General features: G+C 73.0%; 16 protein-coding genes. 12 read left to right on the top strand and 4 right to left on the bottom strand.

Annotated features, from left to right (window positions below):
* Window positions 1-60 precede the first annotated feature (60 nt).
* The 5 genes from J8403_RS09850 to J8403_RS09830 all read left to right on the top strand — a co-directional run bounded on the left by J8403_RS09850 (window position 61) and on the right by J8403_RS09830 (window position 5,159).
* A complete protein-coding gene (locus J8403_RS09850) occupies window positions 61-966 on the top strand; it encodes a glycoside hydrolase family 19 protein (protein WP_211122839.1) in 906 nt (301 codons plus the stop codon).
* Window positions 967-1,058: 92 nt separating this feature from the next.
* Entirely contained in the window at window positions 1,059-1,943 is an 885-nt protein-coding gene (locus J8403_RS09845) for a GNAT family N-acetyltransferase (protein ID WP_211122838.1), read from the top strand.
* Between the two features lie 69 nt (window positions 1,944-2,012).
* Complete coding sequence (locus J8403_RS09840) at window positions 2,013-3,263, top strand: MBL fold metallo-hydrolase (protein ID WP_211122837.1); 1,251 nt, start codon at window positions 2,013-2,015, stop codon at window positions 3,261-3,263.
* Window positions 3,264-3,470: 207 nt separating this feature from the next.
* Window positions 3,471-4,337, top strand: coding sequence for a chitosanase (locus tag J8403_RS09835; protein WP_211122836.1), 867 nt, complete (start codon window positions 3,471-3,473; stop codon window positions 4,335-4,337).
* Window positions 4,338-4,433: 96 nt separating this feature from the next.
* Window positions 4,434-5,159, top strand: coding sequence for an alpha/beta fold hydrolase (locus J8403_RS09830; protein WP_211122835.1), 726 nt, complete (start codon window positions 4,434-4,436; stop codon window positions 5,157-5,159).
* 68 nt (window positions 5,160-5,227) lie between these two features.
* Here the strand turns inward: J8403_RS09830 and J8403_RS09825 are convergent, their stop codons facing one another.
* From J8403_RS09825 to J8403_RS09815, 3 genes are all read right to left on the bottom strand, one after another.
* On the bottom strand, window positions 5,228-5,920 hold the full coding sequence (locus J8403_RS09825) for a gamma-glutamyl-gamma-aminobutyrate hydrolase family protein (protein ID WP_211122834.1): 693 nt from the start codon (window positions 5,918-5,920) through the stop codon (window positions 5,228-5,230).
* A 53-nt stretch (window positions 5,921-5,973) separates the two neighbouring features.
* A complete protein-coding gene (gene eat, locus J8403_RS09820; protein WP_211122833.1) occupies window positions 5,974-7,470 on the bottom strand; it encodes an ethanolamine permease in 1,497 nt (498 codons plus the stop codon).
* A gap of 263 nt (window positions 7,471-7,733) precedes the next feature.
* The gene (locus tag J8403_RS09815; RefSeq protein ID WP_211122832.1) at window positions 7,734-8,483 is read right to left on the bottom strand and encodes a FadR/GntR family transcriptional regulator; all 750 of its coding nucleotides are present in this window, start codon (window positions 8,481-8,483) and stop codon (window positions 7,734-7,736) included.
* Window positions 8,484-8,607: 124 nt separating this feature from the next.
* Between J8403_RS09815 and J8403_RS09810 the strand changes: the two genes are divergently transcribed.
* The 4 genes from J8403_RS09810 to J8403_RS09795 all read left to right on the top strand — a co-directional run bounded on the left by J8403_RS09810 (window position 8,608) and on the right by J8403_RS09795 (window position 13,199).
* On the top strand, window positions 8,608-9,975 hold the full coding sequence (locus J8403_RS09810; protein ID WP_211122831.1) for a glutamine synthetase family protein: 1,368 nt from the start codon (window positions 8,608-8,610) through the stop codon (window positions 9,973-9,975).
* An 11-nt stretch (window positions 9,976-9,986) separates the two neighbouring features.
* Window positions 9,987-11,381, top strand: a complete 1,395-nt coding sequence (locus J8403_RS09805) for an aldehyde dehydrogenase family protein (protein ID WP_211122830.1) — start codon at window positions 9,987-9,989, stop codon at window positions 11,379-11,381.
* 1 nt (window position 11,382) lies between these two features.
* Window positions 11,383-12,165, top strand: a complete 783-nt coding sequence (locus J8403_RS09800; RefSeq protein WP_059148024.1) for a 3-oxoacyl-ACP reductase — start codon at window positions 11,383-11,385, stop codon at window positions 12,163-12,165.
* 68 nt (window positions 12,166-12,233) lie between these two features.
* Window positions 12,234-13,199, top strand: a complete 966-nt coding sequence (locus tag J8403_RS09795; RefSeq protein ID WP_211122829.1) for a DUF2510 domain-containing protein — start codon at window positions 12,234-12,236, stop codon at window positions 13,197-13,199.
* A 45-nt stretch (window positions 13,200-13,244) separates the two neighbouring features.
* Here J8403_RS09795 and J8403_RS09790 read toward each other — a convergent pair whose 3' ends face one another.
* Window positions 13,245-14,441 carry an alanine racemase gene (locus J8403_RS09790; protein ID WP_211122828.1) on the bottom strand — a complete coding sequence of 399 codons (1,197 nt, stop codon included), beginning with the start codon at window positions 14,439-14,441 and terminating at the stop codon, window positions 13,245-13,247.
* Between the two features lie 212 nt (window positions 14,442-14,653).
* Here J8403_RS09790 and J8403_RS09785 point away from each other — a divergent pair, with 212 nt between their 5' ends.
* The 3 genes from J8403_RS09785 (at window position 14,654) to J8403_RS09775 (ending at window position 17,985) form a co-directional block, all read left to right on the top strand.
* Window positions 14,654-15,694: a hypothetical protein gene (locus tag J8403_RS09785; protein ID WP_343245277.1), complete on the top strand. Its 1,041-nt coding sequence runs from the start codon at window positions 14,654-14,656 to the stop codon at window positions 15,692-15,694.
* Window positions 15,691-16,908 (top strand): type VII secretion-associated serine protease mycosin, encoded by a 1,218-nt coding sequence (gene mycP / locus J8403_RS09780; RefSeq protein ID WP_211122827.1) that lies wholly within the window; start codon window positions 15,691-15,693, stop codon window positions 16,906-16,908. Before J8403_RS09785 ends, mycP begins: the two co-directional genes overlap by 4 nt.
* A 342-nt stretch (window positions 16,909-17,250) precedes the next feature.
* On the top strand, window positions 17,251-17,985 hold the full coding sequence (locus tag J8403_RS09775) for an SseB family protein (protein WP_211122826.1): 735 nt from the start codon (window positions 17,251-17,253) through the stop codon (window positions 17,983-17,985).
* The last annotated feature ends 124 nt before the right edge of the window (window positions 17,986-18,109 follow it).

Here is an 18,109-nt window from a genome sequence, read left to right as displayed (position 1 = left end):
CCAAGCCGCTTGAGTGTCCCTCAGCATTGCAGGGCCCCCCACGCGAAGGAGATCGGCCCCATGTGGAGACGACGTGTTCTGGCGCCGCTCGCGGCGACCGCGGCGGTGTGTGCAAGTGTGCTTGTCATGCCCATGGCCTCATCCGCCTCGGCGGCGGGGACGTCCGCCCAGGCGGCCTGCGACTACCCGAACTGGGTCGCGGGCAGGGCGTATGTCGCCGGCGACATCGTCCGGTACACCGACGGCAAGTACTACCGCGCGGAGCACGACAACCCGGGCTATGACCCGGTGATCAGCACCTGGTACTGGGAGCCCTTCAACTGCGGCGGCGAGGGCCAGAACCCGAGCGGCTTCGTGGTGAGCGAGGCGCAGTTCAACCAGATGTTCCCGAACCGGAACTCGTTCTACACCTACCAGGGCCTGACCGCCGCCCTGAGCGCCTACCCCGGCTTCGCCAACACCGGCAGCGACACCGTCAAGAAGCAGGAGGCGGCCGCCTTCCTGGCCAACGTCAACCACGAGACCGGCGGCCTGGTCCACATCGTGGAGCAGAACACCTCCAACTACCCGCACTACTGCGACTGGAACCAGCCCTACGGCTGCCCCGCGGGCCAGGCGGCCTACTACGGCCGCGGGCCGATCCAGCTCAGCTGGAACTTCAACTACAAGGCCGCGGGCGACGCGCTCGGCATCGACCTGCTCGGCAACCCCTGGCTGGTGGAGCGGGACGCCGCGGTGTCCTGGAAGACCGCCCTGTGGTTCTGGAACACCCAGACCGGGGCCGGCTCGATGACCCCGCACAACGCCATGGTCAACCAGCGCGGCTTCGGCGAGACCATCCGCGCCATCAACGGCAGCCTGGAGTGCAACGGCGGCAACCCCGGCCAGGTGCAGAGCCGGATCGACGCCTACCAGCGGTTCGTCCAGATACTCGGCACCACCCCCGGCTCCAACCTGAGCTGCTGAGCGGCCGCTGACCGGGCCGCCGAGCGGTCGTCCGGTCAGAAGCGAGGAAATTGAGGTGCGCCGCTCCGCCGCTCCGCGCCAGCCTGGAGCACATGGCGTGGACGGTGACGTACGACCTCGATGAGTTCCGGGCCGCGGCGGGCGACTTTCTGGGCGCCCGCCCGGCCCGGCACACCACTTTGCTCACAGTGGTCTCCTCCCTGGTGGCCGGGGGCAGCGACAGATACGGCGACCAGCCGCCGGTCTACGGATGGTGGACCGGACAGGGCTCGGTGGAGGGCGTGTTTCTGTGCACCCCGCCCTACCCTCCGCTGCTCTCGCCCCTGCCCGACGAGGCGGCTCGGGCGCTCGCCCGCACCCTCGCGGGGAACGGCGAGCGGCAGATCACCGGAGTGAACGCCGGGCGCGAGACCGCCGAGACCTTCGCCACCGCCTGGACGGGCCTCACCGGCGCGGTGAGCGGCGTCGAGCAGAACCACCGGCTCTACCGGCTCGGCACCCTCACCCCGCCCGATCCCGCGCCCCCGGGGCGCCCCCGGACCGCCACCGCCGCCGACCGCGAGCTGCTGGTCACCTGGTACGAGGGGTTCGCCCGCGAGACCCAGGCGCTGATGGACGATGTCGGCGCCCAGGTGGACGACAAGCTCAGCCACGACGGGATCACGCTGTGGGAGCTGGACGGCCGGCCGGTGGCCTGCGCCGGGATCAGCCGTACGGTCGCGGGCATGGCCCGGGTCGCCCTCGTCTACACCCCGCCTGAGCTGCGCGGACGCGGTTACGCGGGCGCCGCCACGGCCGCCGTGAGCCGGGCCGCGCGGGCCGCCGGGGTGCGGGAGGTCCTGCTCTTCACCGATCTCGACAACCCCACCAGCAACGCCCTCTACCAGCGGCTCGGCTACCGCCCGCTGGAGGACCATCTGGTGGTGTCGTTCACCCCGGCCGAGCCCCCCGTTCCGGAACAAGGTCACCCCTCGTAAGAGTTGTGTGATTGCAGCCCAACGGCACCGCGCGTTGGAGTGCCCCCGCCCTCTCACCCTGGAGGATCCGTGACCGGCTCCCGTCCGACACGTTCCCGGCTCACCGCCACCCTGCGCCCCGCCGCCTTCGGGGCCGATCCCGCCGGGGAGCGGATGGAGCGCATCCGACGGTCGCCGAACTTCGCGAACGGTGTGTTCGTGAACCCGGTGGGCGCCCGCATCGCCCCGTCCGGCTCGATGCTGAAGTTCGCGGCCACCTACTTCCGCAAGGAGGAGCGCGTCCGCAGGGCCCCGGCCGGGCCCGTGCCGGTGCACCCCACGACCGTCGCCGATCTGGCCACCCCGCCCGCCTCCGGGCTGCGGCTGACCTGGATGGGGCACTCCAGCGTGCTCGCGGAGATCGACGGGCGGCGGGTGCTGTTCGACCCGGTATGGGGGCAGCGCTGTTCCCCCTTCTCGATGGTGGGGCCCAAGCGGCTGCACCCGGTGCCGGTGGCGCTGCGGGAGCTGGCGCCGGTGGACGCGGTGGTCATCTCCCACGACCACTACGACCATCTGGACATGCCCACGATCCGGGCGCTGGTGCGCGGCCACGCCATGTTCGTCGTACCGCTCGGGGTCGGCGCCCATCTGGAGCGCTGGGGCGTCCCGGCCGACCGGATGACCGAGCTGGACTGGCATGAGTCCACCGAGGTCGCCGGGCTCACGCTCACCGCCACCCCGGCCCGCCACTTCTGCGGGCGCGGGCTGCGCAACACCCAGCACACCCTGTGGGCCTCCTGGGTGGTGGCCGGTCCCGAGCACCGGGTCTACCACAGCGGGGACACCGGCTACTTCCCCGGCTTCGCGGAGATCGGCGCGGCGTACGGGCCGTTCGACGCGACCATGGTGCAGATCGGCGCGTACTCCGAGTACTGGCCGGACATCCATATGACCCCCGAGGAGGGCATGCGGGCCCACCTCGATCTGCAGGGCGGGGACCCGGCGAAGGGGATCATGCTGCCGATCCACTGGGGCACCTTCAACCTCGCCCCGCATCCGTGGGAGGAGCCCGCGGAGGGAACGGTGTCGGCGGCGGGGGAGGCCGGGGCGAATGTGGCCGTTCCGCGTCCGGGGCAGCCGTTCGAGCCGGGGCAGGGGCTGCCGCTGGAGCCGTGGTGGCGGGCGATCGCGGCACGGCCGGTGACCAAGACGCCGGCCGGGGCCGAGGGCGCGGCCGAGCCGACGGGCCTCACCGGCACGTCGGGGGCTGCCGGTGGGTCAGGAGCGTCCGGGGCCGCTGGTGGCGCGGACCCGGCGATGCCCATACCCCAGTCGTAGCAAGGGAGTTGGTGCCGCCTCCCGGAGGCGGACCGGCACAGGGCTTCTTTGTCGAATGGTGTCGAAACCCTTGTGGTGGACACGACGCGCTCGCTTGAATGGTTAGGAAAGGTTCCTAACGGATCGTCCCAGGACCCGGGGTCGCCCCGGTGCGTCCTGGGACGGCCGAGCGCACTTCCCCCACAGTCGACAAGGAACGGAGTCCCCATGTCCCCCATGCCCCGGAGGATCGGCCTCGCGGCGGTGGCCGTCACCGTACCGGCCGCGCTCGTCTTCACCGGCGTCGGAGTCGGGCAGGCGTCCGACCACCTGCCGTCGTCGGCGGACACGCACCGCCACTCGGCGCACAAGGCCGCCGCGGCGAGCAGCCTGGACGACCCGGCGAAGAAGGAAATCGCCATGAAGCTGGTCTCCAGCGCCGAGAACTCCTCGCTCGACTGGCGCGCCCAGTTCCAGTACATCGAGGACATAGACGACGGCCGTGGCTACACCGCGGGCATCATCGGATTCTGCTCCGGCACCGGCGACATGCTGGACCTCGTCGAGTACTACACCGAGCAGAAGCCCGGCAACGTCCTGGCCAAGTACCTCCCCGCGCTGCGCGACGTCGACGGCACCGACTCCCATGACGGCCTGGACCCGAACTTCACCAAGGACTGGAAGAAGGCCGCCGCCGACAAGGCCTTCCAGGACGCCCAGGAGCACGAGCGCGACCGCGTCTACTTCAACCCGGCCGTCAAGCAGGGCAAGGGTGACGGCCTGGGCGCGCTCGGCCAGTTCATCTACTACGACGCGATCGTGATGCACGGCCCCGGCGACAGCAAGTACAGCTTCGGCGGCATCCGTAAGACCGCGCTGTCCAAGGCCAAGCCCCCGGCGCAGGGCGGCAACGAGACCACGTACCTGGGCGCCTTCCTCGACGCCCGTAAGGAGGCCATGAAGAGCGAGGAGGCGCACAGCGACACCAGCCGCGTCGACACCGAGCAGCGGAAGTTCCTCAACGAGAAGAACTTCGACCTGACGCCGCCGCTGAAGTGGAAGGTCTACGGCGACCCGTTCGAGATCAACTCCTGACCGCCGCACCGGTCCCCGCTTGCTAAGCGGGACGCTGTCCCATATTTTTAAACGGGACAGCGTCCCGTTTATTTTTGATGCGGATGGAGTGGAAATATGTCGACATATGTACTGGTGCACGGCGCTTGGCACAGTGGGGAGTGCTGGGAGCGGGTGGTCCCGTTGCTGGCGGCGGCCGGACACCGGGTGGTCGCGCCGACGCTGACCGGCTACGGCGACACGGCACATCTGCTGGGCCCCGAGGTGGGGCTCGATACACATGTCGACGACATCGTCGGGCTGATCACCGAGGAAGACCTCACCGATGTGGTGCTCGTCGGGCACAGCTATGCCGGGCTGGTCATCTCGTCCACGGCCAACCAGCTCCCGGACCGGATCGCGCAGCTGGTCTACCTCGACGCGATGGTCCCGGAGGACGGCGAGACCGCGGCCGATGTCATGCCCTTCACCCAGGCCATGATCGACCAGGCACTGGCGTCCGAGAGCGGCTGGCGGAATCCGCCTCTGGTCGGAATGGACCCGTCCTGGGGTCTGTTCGGGGTCACCGACCCGGCGGACGTGGCGTGGCTGCGCTCGATGATGTCGGATCAGTCGGTGCGCTGCCTGCAGCAGCCGGTCCGGCTGGACAACCCGGCCGTGAACGCGATCCCGCGGACGCATATCCACTGCGTCGCCAATGTGCCGCCGGGCATGACCCGGCGACCCGTCCCCGCGGTCCAGCCCAACGGCAGCCCGGCGCAGGTGTGGGAGTTGGAGACCGGCCATGACTGCATGATCACCATGCCGGGCGAACTGGCCGAGCTGCTGCTCAAGCTCGGCTGATCCGGGCCCGCCCGGGTCCGCCCGGGCGCGGCTCGCCCCGGCCCGATCCCGCCTGGCCCCGGCCCGCCTCAGCCCCCCGCCGCCTCCACCAGGGCGCGCATGATCCGTACGTCGTCGCCCGCCTCCGGATGCCACTGGACGCCCAGCACGAACCCCTCCACGTCCGGCAGCTCCACCGCCTCCACCGTTCCGTCCTCCGCGGAGTGGGCCGAGGGGACCAGGCCCTCGCCCAGCCGGGCCACGGCCTGGTGGTGGAAGGTGGGGACGGACAGCGGGTCCGGCAGGATCTCGGCCAGGAGCGTGTCCGGGACCGGCTTCACCTCGTGGTGGTCGAAGACGCCGGGAAGGCCCGCGTGGCCGTCCAGGTGCTGGACGAGGGTGCCGCCGAGGAAGACGTTCAGCAGCTGGTGGCCGCGGCAGATGCCCAGCAGAGGGGTGCCCGACGCCAGGGCCGCGTCGATCAGGGCCAGCTCCCAGGCGTCCCGCTCCCGCGCGGGCGGCCCGGTGCGCGGGTCCACCTCGGCCCCGTACCGCACGGGTTCCACATCCGGGCCGCCGGAGATGACGAGAGCGTCGAGGCGGGAGACGATCCGCGCGGCGGCGGCCGGGTCCTCGTCCGGTGGCAGCATCGCCGCCAGGCCGCCCGCGCGCTGGACGAGCCGGTGGTAGCCCGCGGGCAGCAGCGCGGCGGGGAGGTTCCAGACGCCCCAGCTCGCCGAGGATTCGAGATAGGTGCTGACGCCGATCAGGGGCTTGGACACCGGGGACTCCGATCTTCGAAGATCTGTGCACTCAACGTGTGCTCACTGTGCACTCAATCGCGGGACAGTTCCGCCTCGGCCTCCGCCAGCGCCGCGAACTCCTCCTCCGGCGCGGCCGCGACCAGGCGATGGCGGCTGTAGAAGGCGAAGTAGGCCAGCGCCACCGCGTAGACGCCGAGCGCGATGAAGGCCGCGTCCTTGTCCACCAGGAAGGTGGCCACCAGCGCGGAGCAGGCCAGGACGAAGGCGATGGACGACGTTACCGTGCCGCCGGGGGTGCGGTAGGGCCGGTCCAGGCCCGGCTCGCGACGGCGCAGGACGATATGGGAGAGGGACATCAGGGCGTACGAGATGGTGGCGCCGAAGACCGCGGTGTTGAGCATCCGGGCGCCGTCACCGGTCCAGGCCGCGAGGGCGAAGCCGATGGCGCCCGGGACCAGCAGCCCCAGGAACGGGGCCTTGCGCCTGCTGGTCAGGGAGAGGAAGCGGGGCAGGTAGCCGGCCCGGGAGAGGGCGAAGAGCTGGCGCGAACCGGCGAAGATCAGGGAGAAGAAGGAGGCGACGAGCCCGGCGAGGCCCGCGTAGTTGACGATGCGGGACAGCGCGGTCGCCTTGCCGTCCGGCTGCAGCGCCTCGACCAGCGGATTGCCCGCCTCCTGCACGGCGCCCGAGCCGCGCGCCCCCGTGGCCGCGAGGAAGGTGAGCAGGGCGAGGAGCAGCAGGATGCCCATGGACCAGGCCATGGCCTTCGGCAGCGTACGGGCCGGGTCCCGGGTCTCCTCCGCCGCGAGCGGCACCCCCTCCACCCCCAGGAAGAACCACATGCCGAAGGGGAACGCCGACCAGATGCCGAGCAGCCCGAACGGCAGCCAGGACGTGGCACCGGCGGCCGAATGGTCCACCGGGATGTCGTTGAGCGAGCCCGCGTCGAAGTCGGTGAGGGCGCCGACGGCGAAGACCAGCAGCGCGGCGACGGCGATGGCGGTCACGACCAGGCTGAACCGCAGCGCCTCGCCCACGCCCCACAGATGGATGCCGATGAAGAGGACGAAGCACGCCAGATAGACCGGCCAGCCCGACTCCAGGCCGAAGAGGCCCAGCGACTCGACGTAGTCGCCGATGAAGATGGAGATGGCGGCGGGGGCCAGGACGTACTCGATGAGGATCGCCGTGCCGGTGAGAAAGCCGCCCCAGGGGCCGAGGGCGCGCCGCGCGAAGCCGTAGCCGCCGCCCGCCGTGGGGAGGATCGCTGCCAGCTCGGCCAGCGCGAAGACCATGCAGGCGTACATCAGGCCCATCAGCAGGGCGGCGATGGCGAGCCCGCCGAAGCCGCCCTCGGACAGGCCGAAGTTCCACCCCGAGAAGTCGCCGGAGACGACATAGGCGACGCCGAGGCCGGTCAGCAGCAGCGGGCCCGCGCTGCCGCGCCGCAGGGTGCGGCGCTCCAGATACGCGTCCTCGGGGGACGGCGCCTGGGCCCCGCCCGGCGGGGCGCCGCCGGCGGAGGCGCGGGCGGATGCGGTGCGGGCGGACTCGGTTCCGTCGGCCATGGGGGACTCCTGCTCCACGCGAGGGGGCGATGGCAAAGGTGTGGGGGCATACCTTTGCCTGCCGGTCGGCGATGCGCAAGACCTCTGCGTAAAACCGTGGTGAAGCGCCGGTGCTCACAGCCCCCGGGCTCGGGCGGACGGGCCGGGTACGGGCGAGCCGGGCGCGGACGGGTCAGGATGCGGGGGGCCAGGTGCAGGCGGGTCAAGCGCGGACGGGTCAGGATGTGGGCGGGGCCAGCGCGGACGGGCCGGATGCGGGCGGTTCAGACCAGGAAGCCGCGCAGCAGCGCCGCCGTCCCCTCGCAGTGCTCCCGCATCACCTCGCGCGCCCCGTCCGCGTCCCCGTCCAGCACCGCCTCGACCAGCGCCCCGTGCTGGGCCTGGGAGTGCTCGAGGTTCTTCACCAGCAGCGGGATGCAGTCCAGCAGGTCGTTGACGGTGGCGCGGACGGCCGCGTACTGGGCGGCCAGCGACGGTGAGCCCGCCAGCTCCGCGAGCGTGAGATGGAACATGGTGTCCAGGCGGCGGTAGTCGGCCAGCGGGGCGTCCCGGGTGGCGTCCAGGGCCGCCCGCAGCCGCCGTACCTGCCCGTCCCCGAGCCCGTGCGCGGCGCACAGCCCCGCCGCGCCCACCTCCAGGACCTCGCGGAACCGAAGGGTGTCCTCGACGTCGACCGCCGCCACCCGGCGCCGCAGCTCGTCCCCGCCGCCCTGGGCGGGCTCGGGCCTGGCCCGGACGAAGGTGCCGCCGTAGCGGCCGCGGCGGCTCTCCACCAGCCCCTGGTCCTGCAGCACCTTCAGCACCTCGCGCAGGGTCACCCGGCTGATCCGCAGCCGGTCGGCCAGCTCCCGCTCGGCCGGGAGCCGGCCGCCGTCGGGGACCAGCCCCAGCCGCAGCACCTGGAGTATCTGCTCCAGCGCCTCCTCGAAGCCGTTCCCCGCCCGCACCGGGCGCAGCACCGGCGCCAGCCGGTCGTCCGCCGCGCTCCCGTGCTCACTCCCGCTCTCGCTCATCGAACCGTCCGCACCTACTTCCCAATCAATGGTCTGCGGTATTACCTTAAGGCCACCCCGCGCCCCCCAACCCCGCTCCGCACCCTCCGTCCCGCCAAAATTCTCCGACGCAGGAGGCCCCACCGTGGCAGACCGCACGCCCCCGCTCTCGGTCGACGAGCTGACCCGACTGGTCGCCGCCGGGGAGATCGACACCGTCGTCCTGGCCTTCACCGATATGCAGGGAAGGCTGCAGGGCAAGCGGTTCGCCGCCCGCTTCTTCCTCGACGACGTGCTGGCGCACGGCACCGAGGGCTGCAACTACCTCCTCGCCGTCGACACCGAGATGAACACCGTCGACGGCTACGCCATGTCCTCCTGGGAGCGCGGCTACGGCGACTTCGCCATGCACGGCGACACCGCCACCCTGCGCCGCACCCCCTGGAACCCCGGCACCGCCCTCCTCACCGCGGACCTCGCCTGGCACGACGGCAGCCCCGTGGTCGCCTCCCCGCGCCAGATCCTGCGCCGTCAGCTCGACCGGCTCGCCGAGCGCGGCTGGACCGCGTACACCGGCACCGAGCTGGAGTTCATGGTCTTCCGGGACAGCTACGAGCAGGCGTGGAACGCCGGCTATCGCGGGATGACCCCCGCCAACCAGTACAACGTCGACTACTCCGTCCTCGGCACCGGCCGGGTCGAGCCCCTGCTGCGCCGCATCCGCAATGAGATGGGTGCCGCCGGGATGACCGTCGAGTCGGCCAAGGGGGAGTGCAACCTCGGCCAGCACGAGATCGCCTTCCGCTACGACGACGCCCTGACCACCTGCGACCAGCACGTCGTCTACAAGACGGGCGCCAAGGAGATCGCGGCCCAGGAGGGCATGGCGCTCACCTTCATGGCCAAGTACGACGAGCGCGAGGGCAACTCCTGTCATATCCACCTCTCGCTGCGCGACGAGGCCGGGCACCCCGTGCTCGCCGACGACGACGGCCCGTACGGCATGTCGAAGACCATGCGCCACTTCCTCGCCGGACAGATCGCGGCGATGCGCGACTTCACCCTGCTCTACGCGCCGAACATCAACTCCTACAAGCGGTTCCGCCCCGGCTCCTTCGCGCCCACCGCCGTCGCCTGGGGCCCGGACAACCGCACCTGCGCGCTGCGCGTCATCGGCCACGGCCCCTCCCACCGGCTGGAGAACCGGCTTCCCGGGGGCGACGTCAACCCGTACCTGGCCGTGGCCGGAATGGTGGCCGCCGGGCTGTACGGCGTCGAGCAAGAGCTGGAGCTCCCCGAGGTCTGTACCGGCAACGCCTACACCTCGGACGCCGAGCACGTCCCGACCTCGCTGCGCGACGCCGCCGAGCTGTGGCGGAACAGCCCCATAGCGCGGGCCGCCTTCGGCGACGAGGTGGTCGAGCACTACCTCAACATGGCGCGCGTCGAGCAGGACGCCTACGACACCGCCGTCACGGACTGGGAGCGCTTCCGGTCCTTCGAGCGCATGTGAGGAACCACCGAGTGAGCAACGAACCCTCCCCCCAGCACCCCCACGAACACCAGATCCTCAACCCGGCCACCGAGGAGGTCATCGCCACCGTCCCCGCCGCCACCCCGGGGGACGTGGCCGCCGCCGTCGCCCGCGCCACCGAGGCGCAGCGCGGCTGGGCGGCGCTGGCGCCCGCCGACCGCGCCCGGCTGCTGCGCCGCTTCGCCGCCGTCGTGGACGGCCACATCGAGGAGCTCGCGACACTGGAGGTCCGCGAGGCGGGCCACCCGATCGGCAACGCCCGCTGGGAGGCGGGCAATGTGCGCGATCTGCTGGACTACGCGGCCGGGGGAGCGGAGCGGCTGAACGGCGCCCAGATCCCGGTGGCCGGCGGGCTGAACGTCACCTTCCATGAGCCGCTCGGCGTGGTCGCGGTCATCGCGCCGTGGAACTTCCCCATGCCGATCGCCGCCTGGGGCACCGCGCCCGCCCTGGCCGCCGGGAACGCCGTGGTCCTCAAACCGGCCGAGACCACCCCGCTCACCGCGCTCCGGCTGGCCGAACTCGCCCTGGAGGCGGGCCTTCCCGAGGGGCTCTTCCAGGTGCTGCCCGGGGCCGGGCCGGTCGCGGGCGCAGCACTGGTGGAGCACCCCGGCGTCGCCAAGGTCGTCTTCACCGGCTCCACGGCCGTCGGCAAGGGGATCATGGCCAAGTGCGCGGAGGGGGTGAAGCGGGTGACCCTCGAACTCGGCGGCAAGAGCCCGAACATCGTCTTCGCCGACGCCGACATCGAGCGCGCCGCGGCCGCGGCCCCCGGCTCCTTCCTGGACAACACCGGCCAGGACTGCTGCGCCCGCAGCCGCATCCTGGTCCAGCGCGGCGTCTACGACCGGTTCATGGAGCTGCTGGCGCCCGCCGTGACCTCCTTCGCGGTCGGCGATCCGGCCGACCCCGCCACCGCCATGGGCCCGCTGATCTCGGCCGCCCAGCGGGAGCGCGTACGGTCCTACGTACCCGAGGACGCGCCCGCCGCGATCCGTGGCGAGGCCCCGCGGGGCAAGGGGTTCTGGTACCCGGCCACCGTGCTGGAGGCCACCGGCCAAGGGGACCGCGCCGCCGTGGAGGAGATCTTCGGCCCCGTCGCCGTCGTCCTCCCCTTCGAGGACGAGGCCGACGCCGTACGGCTGGCCAACGCCACCGACTACGGCCTGTCCGGCTCGATCTGGACCCGCGACGTGGGCCGCGCGGTCCGGGTCTCGCGCGCCGTCGCCGCCGGGAACCTGTCCGTCAACTCGCACAGCAGCGTGCGCTACGCCACCCCCTTCGGCGGCTACAAGCAGTCCGGCCTGGGCCGGGAGCTGGGCCCCGACGCCCTTACCGCCTTCACCGAGACCAAGAACGTCTTCATCAGCACCGAGGAGCAGTGACGTGACCGAGACCCCCGTGTGCCGCCGCCTGGTGGGCCGTACCGCCGTCGTCACCGGAGCGGGCAGCGGCATCGGCCTGGCCACCGCGCGCCGCCTGGCCTCCGAGGGCGCGCAGGTCGTCTGCGCCGATATCGACGAGAGCGCGGGCAAGGCCGCGGCCGACGAGGTCGGCGGGCTCTTCGTCCGGGTGGACGTGACCGACCCCGAGGAGGTCGAGGCGCTCTTCAAGACCGCCTTCGACACCTACGGTTCGGTGGACATCGCCTTCAACAACGCCGGCATCTCGCCGCCCGACGACGACTCGATCCTCACCACCGGGCTCGACGCCTGGAAGCGGGTCCAGGAGGTCAACCTCACCTCCGTCTATCTGTGCTGCAAGGCCGCGCTGCCCTATATGCGGCGGCAGGGCAGGGGCTCCATCATCAACACCGCCTCCTTCGTGGCCGTGATGGGCGCCGCCACCTCGCAGATCAGCTACACCGCCTCCAAGGGCGGGGTGCTGGCCATGTCCCGCGAGCTGGGCGTGCAGTTCGCCCGCGAGGGCATCCGGGTCAACGCGCTGTGCCCGGGGCCGGTCAACACCCCGCTGCTGAAGGAGCTGTTCGCCAAGGACCCGGAGCGGGCCCAGCGGCGGCTGGTCCACGTGCCGGTGGGCCGGTTCGCCGAACCGGAGGAGATCGCCTCCGCCGTGGCCTTCCTGGCCAGCGATGACGCCTCCTTCGTCAACGCCGCCGAGTTCCTCGTGGACGGCGGGATCGCCGGGGCGTACGTCACTCCGTTGTAGTCCTGTGCGCAGTCCCGCCATCCGCGGTGTACGGACCGCACCCCTGGCCATAGGCTGACCGTGTGACCATGAACACGCCCCCCGGCTGGTACCCCGATCCCGGCTACGCAGGTAACGGCCCCGCCATGGAACGGTGGTGGGACGGTTCCGCCTGGACCGAGTACACCCGCGACGCCTCGGGCGCCGCGGACCCGGCCTTCAGCCCGCCGCCCCCGCCCTACCTGCCGGGGCGGCAGGGCGGCCACGGCCGGGGCCGCGGTCCGCGGATCGCGGCGGTCTCGGTCGCCGCGGGCGTCGTGGTCGCCGCGATCGTCGGTGGCATCGTGCTGCTGGGCGACGGCGGCGACGGCGGTGGTGGCAACGCCCAGACCGGACCCGCCGCCCCCAGTGACTCCGCCCCGCCGGACGGCGGCGACCCGGCCCCGGACCTACCCACCCCGGACAGCCCCTCGGACGGGCCCAGCGACGCCCCCAGCGCACCGCCCAGCTACGACCCGGACACCGCCCCGGACCCCGGCAACGGGATCAGCCTGCCGGTGCTCACCGGCTGGCAGGCGGGGCGCAGCAGTTCCGGCGGCGCGGGCGTCACCACCTCCCGCTACCCCTGCCCGGGCGACCCGTCCACCGAATGTGTGCGCGGCGGCGCCTTCTCCCGGACCGCCGAGGGCTACAAGGCCACCTCCGCCAAGGGCATAGCCAAGGAGGACATCGCCCAGAACGCCGAGGAGTCCTACGGCACCGACGGGGACAGCGACCGTAAGGCGTACGGCGGGATCACCTCCCACAAGGAGCTGAAGGAGTCGGCGGTCGAGGTCGCGGGCGGGAAGGGCTATCTGGTCCGCTGGAAGGTGGTGACGAAGAAGGGCGACGACGGCATCGTCCAGTCGCTGGCCTTCCCGTCGCCCACCGTGCCGGACACGATGGTCGTGGTGCGCTTCGGGTTCGACCAGAGCGACAAGGCGCCGCCGCTCAGCGACATGGACAAGATCGTCAAGGGCATCGAGGCGCTGGCGGGCGACGGCCGGTCCATCTAGGCGCGGTGCCGGTCGTCGCAAGGCGCCGGTCGTAGGGGGCGGCGGTCAGAGGAACGTCCTGCCCTCGCCCCGGTACGTCGGCGCGTCGGCCACCACCCGGTCCCCCTCGATCAGCCGCAGCGTGTCGAACCGCTCGCACAGCTCACCGGCCTTGGCATGCCGGAACCACACCTTGTCGCCGATCAGCAGATCGTCGGCGGCCGTGCCCAGCAGCGGGGTCTGCACCTCACCCGGCCCCTCCATCGCGTCGTACACCAGCCCCTCCGGCAGATACGGCACCGGCAGCCGGTCCCGGCCCGGCGCGCCCGACGCCGGATAGCCGCCGCCGAGCACCGTCACCACGCCCACCCCGGGCCGGCGCACCACCGGCTGGGCGAACAGGGCGGCCGGGCGGCCGTGGAAGGAGGTGTAGTTGTCGAAGAGGCGCGGCTGGTAGAGCCCGGACCCGGCGGCGATCTCGGTCACCGCGTCCTCCGCGGCGGTGTGCTGCACACTGCCCGTACCGCCGCCGTTGACGAACTCCAGGTCCGCCACGGCCCGCACCGCCCGCACGACGGCGGCCCGGCGCGCCGCGAGCTCCCGGCGGGCCACGGACTGCATCAGCCGCACCGCGCGCGAGCGCAGCGGGCTGCCCGGCACCGAGTCGCCCACGCCCGCCACATGGCCCTCGTACGCCATCAGCCCGACCAGCCGGAAGCCGGGGCGGCGGTCGATCGCCCGCGCCAGCTCGGCCAGTTGCTCCGGTTCGCGCAGCGGGGAGCGCAGCGCCCCGACCCGCACCCGCCCGCCGAGCATCCGCAGCGAGGTGTCCAATTCCAGGCAGACCCGGACCTCTTCGGTCCCGGCACGAACGCTGTCGATCAGATCGAGCTGGGCGAGGTCGTCCACCATGACCGTCACGGCCTCGGCCAGTTTGGGGTCGCTGGTCAGGGTGGCGAAGCCGTCCCGGTCGGTGGAGGGATAGGCGAGCAGGACGTCGTCGAACCCCTCGCGCGCCAGCCACAGCGACTCCGGCAGGGTGAAGCTCATGATCCCCGCGAAGCCGTCCCGGGCCAGCACCCGCTCCAACAGCGCCCGGCAGCGCACCGATTTGCTGGCGACGCGGATCGGTTTGCCTCCCGCCCGGTGGACCAGATCCCGGGCGTTGTCGTCGAAGGCTCCCAGGTCGACAATCGCCACGGGCGCTTCGAGATGGGCGGTGGCCCGGTCGTACCGGGCCCGGTCAGCGGCGGCAGCGGACATGGACGCAGCTTGCCAGACCGCCATTACCACTGGGTAGAGGGCGGCCGGTGCGCAGGGCCCCCGGCTGCCCGTAGAGTGTCGCGCACGCCACGACCGGCAGGTCAGCGGCGTGTTGTCCGTATACGGGCCCGCCTGCCCGAAAGGCGGTGGGTGGTGCGGCGAACCGGACGGAGCCAGGTGAAACAGGTGTCGACGGCTGCGAGGGGGTGCAGGTGAGCACCGACGCGGAACAGGCGCACTCACCCCACAGCACGCCCCCACCACGCCCCGCACATCCCCCGCGCACGGCGCCCGCGCAGCCTTCCGCGCCCCCGCCGCGCCCCACCGCCCCGCCCGGGTTCACCCCGGACCCGGACACCCCCATCCTCGGCGTACGGGCCAAGGTCCCGTTCCCCAGAGGCACCGCCGGGGCGTCCGGCACCCGGGTGCCCCCACGCCCCTCCGTACCGCCGCGCACCGAAGGGCTCTTCGCGGACGGCGGGCGGCGCGGCCGGCGCCGACCGCCCAGCCGTACGGCGGCCGCCGCCGCGAGTCTCGTCCTCGGCCTCGGGCTGCTCGGCGGCGCGGCGGCCGGGAGCTGGCTGGGCGACGACCCCGACGCCCCGCCGTCCACCGCCGACAACTACACCCACGCCCGTTCCGCCTGGCACAGCGTCCCCGTGGACGACCTCTTCCCGCGCACCCTGCGCGGCAAGGGCGAGGGCCCCGGCGGCGCCGACCGCCTCTGGACCCGAATAGCCGTCGCCCCGGACAGCAGCTGCGGCGGCGGATTCGACCCCCTGCTCGCCAAGGCGCTGGCCCCGGTGGGCTGCAAGCGGCTGGTGCGCGCCACGTACACCGACGCCACCAGCACCAGCGTCACCACCGTCGGGTTGCTGATCACCACCTCCGGCCCCACCGGGATGCGGGCGCTGCACCAGCGCTTCCTGACCGAGAAGCTGGACGAGCGCACCGATCTGATGCCCCGCGCGTACGCCGCCAAGGGCACCGCGGCGGCCGGCTTCGGCGACGACCAGCGGGCCAGCTGGCGGATCCGGATCCTCACCGACGTCCCCGTCGTCCTCTATACCGTCAGCGGCTTCGCCGACGGCCGTAAGGTCACCGACCCGCAGTCGGCGGGCGAGGCGACCCAGCGCGGCGCCACCTCGGCCCCCGCGCAGTCGGGCCTCGGCAACGACGCCCGAGGCATCGCCGACGCGACCGAGGCCATCTTCCGCCGGGCCCTGTCCACCGTCACGGAGACCACGTCATGACCGGGACCGGGCGGCGCCTGGCCGTGGCCCTCGCCGCCGCCGGGCTGACCCTGGTGACCGCCGCGCCCGCGGACGCCGACGGCATACAGGCCCAGGAGTGGGCGCTGGACACCCTCCACGTCCAGGAGGCATGGCAGATGACCAAGGGCTCCGGGGTCACCGTCGCCGTCCTCGACACCGGCGTCGACGACAGCCACCCCGACCTCGCGGGCCAAGTACTGCCGGGGAAGGACCTCATCGGCTTCGGCGCCCGCCGCGGCGAACGCGCCTGGGCCCGCCACGGCACCGCCATGGCCGGGATCATCGCAGGTCACGGCCATGGCGCGGGCGGCGGCGAGGGCGTCCTCGGCGTCGCGCCCAAGGCGCGGATCCTCCCGGTGCGGGTGATCCTCGAGGACTCCGACGCCGCCCGTAAGAAGGCCCGTTCATCTCGTGGCGGCGCGCTCGCCGCCGGAATCCGCTGGGCCGCCGACCACGGCGCCGACGTCATCAACCTCTCGCTGGGCGACGACAGCGCCTCCGCCCACCCCGAGGCCGCCGAGGACGCCGCCGTGCAGTACGCGCTGCGCAAGGGCGTGGCCGTGGTCGCCTCCGCGGGCAACGGCGGCGAGAAGGGCGACCGGGTCTCCTACCCGGCCGCCTACCCGGGGGTGATCGCCGTGACCGCCGTGGACCGCTACGGCTCCCGCGCCGCCTTCTCCACCCGCCGCTGGTACGCCACCGTCTGCGCACCCGGCGTCGACGTGGTCATCGCCGACCCCGACAAGCGCTACTACGAGGGCTGGGGGACCAGCGCGGCCGCCGCCTTCGTCTCCGGCTCCGTCGCCCTCGTCCGCGCCGCCCACCCCGAGCTGAGCCCGCGCCAGCTCCGGGAACTCCTCACCCGGACCGCCCAGGACGTCCCGGAGGGCGGCCACAGCGACGCCCTCGGCGCCGGCCTGGTGGACCCGGCGGCGGCGATCGCCGCGGGCGGCAAGATGAAGCCGGAGGCCCAGCGGCCCGCCGTGGCCTCGTCCCCGGAGCGCTTCTTCGGCAACGGTCCCGGCCACGCCCAGGGCGCGCACGACGAATCCGGGCCGAACGAGATGGCGCTGCTCGCCGGAATCGCCGGAGCGGCCCTGGTGGTCGCCGCGGTAGCCCTATGGCGCGGCTCGGGCCCCCTGCGGATGCCACCGAAGCTGCGCGCGCTGCTCACGGGGATCCGCCCGCGCTGAGGCACGGATCCGCCCGCGCTGAGGCACGGCGGCCGCCGCGCCGTCGGCTCGGGCCCGGCGCGCGCGGGTCGTGGTCATGCGTGCGCGCTGAGGCCGGTCGTCGGCCTGCGTCGTGTCGGTACCGGGGTGGCCGGTTGGGGCCCGCTCCGAGGGCGCCGCTGAGGAGGTACCGCCCGCGGTGAGCCGCGTCGGGGCCGCGCCGGTCGGCCGAGGACCGCTGTGAGCGCCGCTCCCGTCCTTTCGTCCGCCGGCCGCTCGGCGGCGCCTCCCTCTCCGCCGCCCGCGGCCCGCCGCCCGCCGCCCGCCGCGTCGGGCTCTCCCCGCCCTCGATACCCTCATGGCGTGGCGCTCAAGAACATTCCCGACCCTGGCTTCTCCGGCGACGACGGCTCCGCCGACCCCCGGCTGACCGCGGCGCTCGCCGCCTGGGCGGATGACCGCTCGGCCGAGCCCGAGGTGCTCGCCGCGCTCACCGACGCCCGCCTCCTCGTCCCCGTGGTGGCGATCCTCGGCGAGGTCGAGGAGGGGCCCGGGGGGCTGCGCCGCGAAAAGAGCAGCGACATGGCGGTGCCCACGCTGGAGGCCCCCGGCGGCCGGCGCGCCCTGCCCGCCTTCACCTCGCTCGAGACGCTGGCCCGCTGGCGCCCGGACGCCCGGCCCGTGGCCGTACCGTTGCGCCAGGCGCTGGAGGCCGCCGCCCATGAGAAGGCGGACACGCTGGTCCTGGACCTCGCGGGCCCGGTGCCCTACCAGCTGACCGGTTCCGCGCTGCTGGCCCTCGCCGAGGGGCGGACCAGCGCCGATCCGCTCGCCGACCCGGCCGTGACCGAGGCCGTGCGCACCGTGCTGGCCGCCGAGCCGGAGGTGCTCCGCGCCCATCTGGCCCCGGCGGCGGACGCCGACGGGATGCTCGCGCTCGCCCTTGCGCCTCAGGCGCCCGCGCGGGAGACGGCGCACCGGGTGGCGGGCGCCCTGGCCGCCGACGAGGTGCTGCGGGCACGGCTGGTGCGCGGGCTGACCCTGGCGCTGCTGCCGCCGGACGCGAAGGTCCCCGGCGAACCGCTCTTCAGCCGCTGAGGGGCGGGGTCCGACCCGCCGCGAGGGCGGGGCCAGGCCCTCCCCATTCGGACCAACAGGCGAATCACCTCAATTCCCCCCACAATGCTTAGGCGACTGGCGGTCGGAATCTGCGTGAGGAGAG

This window comes from Streptomyces yatensis, assembly GCF_018069625.1.
In the GTDB taxonomy this organism is placed as follows: domain Bacteria; phylum Actinomycetota; class Actinomycetes; order Streptomycetales; family Streptomycetaceae; genus Streptomyces; species Streptomyces yatensis.
Note: the sequence above shows the minus strand (reverse complement) of the source record. Positions and strands in the feature narration are given on the sequence as shown.

Excerpts from the sequence above, each read along its gene's own strand:
- J8403_RS09850 (WP_211122839.1), top strand. The coding sequence starts at position 61 with ATGTGGAGACGACGTGTTCTGGCGCCGCTCGCGGCGACCGCGGCGGTG.
- J8403_RS09845 (WP_211122838.1), top strand. The coding sequence starts at position 1,059 with ATGGCGTGGACGGTGACGTACGACCTCGATGAGTTCCGGGCCGCGGCG.
- J8403_RS09835 (WP_211122836.1), top strand. The coding sequence starts at position 3,471 with ATGTCCCCCATGCCCCGGAGGATCGGCCTCGCGGCGGTGGCCGTCACC.
- J8403_RS09830 (WP_211122835.1), top strand. The coding sequence starts at position 4,434 with ATGTCGACATATGTACTGGTGCACGGCGCTTGGCACAGTGGGGAGTGC.
- eat (WP_211122833.1), bottom strand. The coding sequence starts at position 7,470 with ATGGCCGACGGAACCGAGTCCGCCCGCACCGCATCCGCCCGCGCCTCC.
- J8403_RS09815 (WP_211122832.1), bottom strand. The coding sequence starts at position 8,483 with ATGAGCGAGAGCGGGAGTGAGCACGGGAGCGCGGCGGACGACCGGCTG.
- J8403_RS09795 (WP_211122829.1), top strand. The coding sequence starts at position 12,234 with ATGAACACGCCCCCCGGCTGGTACCCCGATCCCGGCTACGCAGGTAAC.
- J8403_RS09790 (WP_211122828.1), bottom strand. The coding sequence starts at position 14,441 with ATGTCCGCTGCCGCCGCTGACCGGGCCCGGTACGACCGGGCCACCGCC.
- mycP (WP_211122827.1), top strand. The coding sequence starts at position 15,691 with ATGACCGGGACCGGGCGGCGCCTGGCCGTGGCCCTCGCCGCCGCCGGG.